2 protein-coding genes are annotated in these 2,834 nt (G+C 40.9%); both read right to left on the reverse strand.

What is annotated here, in order from left to right:
- Positions 1-374: 374 nt before the first annotated feature.
- Positions 375-1,679 (reverse strand): vanadium-dependent haloperoxidase, encoded by a 1,305-nt coding sequence (locus tag WKF69_RS07270; protein ID WP_340380811.1) that lies wholly within the window; start codon positions 1,677-1,679, stop codon positions 375-377.
- A gap of 45 nt (positions 1,680-1,724) precedes the next feature.
- The coding region (locus WKF69_RS07275) for a VCBS repeat-containing protein (RefSeq protein ID WP_340380813.1) at positions 1,725-2,834 on the reverse strand (1,110 nt) is incomplete at its 5' end.

Here is a 2,834-nt window from a genome sequence, read left to right on the forward strand (position 1 = left end):
TGATTAGAATGCAATTCTATAAAAAAAAACAGATAATACATCATCGGGTTTGCGATAACATAAAAAAAGCCCCCTATTGAATCGGGGACCTTTCAAATTAGACGAGTTTTATACTTATTTAGCCCAGTACAGCGGTTGTGATCGTATCGAGGTACCAAAGCTTTGTTCTTAGTTTTAGCATAAGAGAAATAAATCCTCTGAGTCGCATTATTAATGCTTACGGCCAAACTATTGATATAGTATTCTCCAAAATGAAAAAATCTTTGATGTATGCACCAGTAATATTCGGGATATTGGGCTCCCCACAATCATTGATCTGGGTTGGAATTATAACTCAATTTAATTCGGCACCATAATCTGTTTGCACATCTTGTTTAATTAATCTTATTGAATACAAATTCACCAATCTTAGCGCCTTCTTTAGAACCTTCGTCCATTGCTTCACGATAATGTATCCCGCCATACAAACGACTGACTGCTGCTTCCTGAGCAGCCTGTTTTACGCTTGCAAATTTTCTATCAGGCCAGCCCCAGCGTCTTTCTGTTGAATCGGTAAACGCAGTATTTTTTCCGAAGATACTTGTTAAAACCGTTGCAGACGCACTTGATATAATAGAATGTCCGCTGGTATATTCAGGAAATGGCGGCGTTTGAAGATAGGGTCTCCAGTTGTCATCGATATATAAATTGATATACGTTTCAGGCCGGAGTAGTGAGTATACAAATTTCGTATTCCAGCATGCTATAAAAGAGTCCATAATAGCAAACGAAACACCTGTATAACTGAACACCGTTTTAGCGAAATCTGCCTTCTGATTATTGCACACGATCCCGGTTATCCCCATCCAGTGTCCCCCAGGCGTCATTGCTTTAGTTGCAAACATAACGTGTCCCGATATATTCATCTTAAAGCCGTTGCAATCCCAAAAATCAGCTATGGCTTTTTGTTCCTCGCTTAATTCTGATCCTGTTTTGTACACTTCCATAGCAAGACTATAAAACTTGCTGTCCTTATCCTTACTGAACTCAGAAGGAGGAATTGGCAGGAACTGGCTTGCAGAATCTATTAAAACAGGACGAAGTTTCATCCAGTTTGGCTCTACAGCGGGCATGTATGCCGGGGGCGTTGGCACCCATCTGCTTTCACTATTATTAACCGTATACTTTACCGCAGAACGCATTTGTTTGTAATTGTCCTTTTTACTCCAGTCTATAACAGCCTTACCGGCTTCGTTTGCATAATTCTGAGAATTTTCTATCATCTCAGCCGGCATGCCTTTCGCCTTGGCTAACCCGATAAATCCATCTATTATTTTTTGAGTGGAATCTTTTGAAAAAGTCAGCTCCTGGCCGACATACATGAAAGCCAATAACGAAGCAAGTTCAATATTGACGGGCTTTTCCGGTTTTAAAAGTTTGTGTAACCCGGTTAATTTTCCACTGAGCGATTTGTATTTCGCAGACTTCGAAGCCATCACTTCATAGGCTGCAAGATTACTATAAGCATAGATCCTACTAGCAACCGGTGGGGAGAAAATATCATGCGTAATAACGTCAGTTAAGGCTCCTACTGTTTTCGAATACAAAACAGGGTCGCGAAAAACAGTCGTATATTCATTCCTGGGTGTACAGGCATTAACCAACAACCCAATAAATACAATAAAAAAGATCTTATTCATTTAATTATATGCTTTACTTTGAAGCCTTTATGTTTAACGTCTATGCTAATAACTGATTGTCCTGGCGGGAGAATTATTTATTCCTAAAATCAACTGGCCGCTCGCATTTTTGCTTGACCGGGCAACCTGAAGGCTCCGGACGTCGCCGCGAATTTTCAACCCGCTTTTCCATTGAGGTACATAGTTAAAATTCCCTTTTCCATTTCCTGTCAATAATGTACCACTACTGGATGTAAACTGCCCGAATTTAATCCTTGTCCAAGAATTATTACCCGCAAATACCAGGTCTTTTTTACCATCACGATTTGCGTCCAGGGATGCAATTGCATAAACAGGAGCATATTGAGCTTCAACAGGAAGTTTTTTTAAAGCAAATCCTTTCCCGGTGTTCTCCAGATAAACAGTTTCCAAAGTTTCAGCTTTCAGCGCCTTAACATCCTTTAACTGGTCGGGAGTAAATAAGTCGCCGATCGTTGCAGTGGAATATTTATGATATTCAAGGAACTTCTTCTTCAGGCCTGGCAGCTGATCCATCAGGTCATCCCGGGATGCGGCAGGATAAGAAACTCCGTTGATATAATAACAAAAGATAGGGTCAATTGAACCGTTCTCATCAAAATCTTTATAATATAGCTGCAAGGGTTCTTTTTCATTTGCCTTAAATTGAGCATTTAGTCCCAGGTTTCCAATCACCATATCCTTATCACCGTCTCCATCCATATCATCGGCATAGATTCTGTTCCACCAGCCGGTTGACGGAAATTTAATGTAAGTTGAAGTAGCATCTACTAGTTTTCCATTCTGATTTAAAAAAACTTTTACAGGCATCCACTCTCCCACTATCACCAGATCTTCCCGTTTATCCCGGTTAAGATCGATCCACAATGCATCTGTCACCATCCCTATGTTTTTAACCCCCGGTGCGATCTTATTTGTTGCATCTGAGAAATTACCTTTGCCATCATTAATCAGAATCTTGCTTTCCGGTGTAGTCGGATACATGCCCGGGACGAGACGTCCGCCAACGAAGACATCGAAATCGCCGTCTGCATCAATATCAGCCGACCTTACGCTTCCGGTGCTGATCAGAATTTTCGGCAGACTTCCCGTATTCTTTGAAAAGTTTCCGTTGCCGTCATTCAGATAGATCCTATC

Origin of the sequence: Daejeonella sp., from assembly GCF_037719425.1 — a bacterium.
In the GTDB taxonomy this organism is placed as follows: Bacteria; Bacteroidota; Bacteroidia; order Sphingobacteriales; family Sphingobacteriaceae; genus Daejeonella.